Consider the following 484-nt stretch of genomic DNA (forward strand, 5'->3'; position numbering starts at 1 on the left):
GGTAGAACTTCACACTGCCATCCAGCCGACCGGCGCGAATCGCGTCCGACAGCACGGTTTCGAAAGGCATGTACATGAGGTTGGTGGCATGGCTGGCACTGGGCAGTAGCGCGAAAAGCGCAGCGGCCATCAGGGCTTTCACTTGCATGGTCATCTCCTTTGACGGTGAAAGAGAACTGCGAGGGCAGGTACTGAGCCGGGACCTGCTTAAGCGAGTGTAGATGGTGCAAGGGTGCAAGGGAGCAAGGGGATTGCAGAGAGCTACATTTCCCGTTATGGATCTGCCATAGGGGAACGCTCGATTTTTGCGCAAAGTCGCCTCTTTTTCAGTGAGTGCCACGGATGCCTCTTCGATACCAGCCCAAGGAGGGCAGCGTGCTGATTTGCGATTTCAGAGGCTATGAAGTGCCTGAGATGGTGAAAGTCAGGCCCGTTGTCGTTCTGCGTAAACACCCCAGCAATAGTCTGTCGGTGGGGCTGTGAT

Annotated in this window: 1 pseudogene; it reads right to left on the reverse strand. The window is 55.8% G+C overall.

The features are described 5' to 3' along the window. Positions 1–148: pseudogene (locus J5M71_RS29700) on the reverse strand (excinuclease); the annotation flags it as partial. Positions 149–484 lie beyond the last annotated feature (336 nt).

The organism is Pseudomonas sp. 43(2021) (assembly GCF_017490805.1).
Classification (GTDB): domain Bacteria; phylum Pseudomonadota; class Gammaproteobacteria; order Pseudomonadales; family Pseudomonadaceae; genus Aquipseudomonas.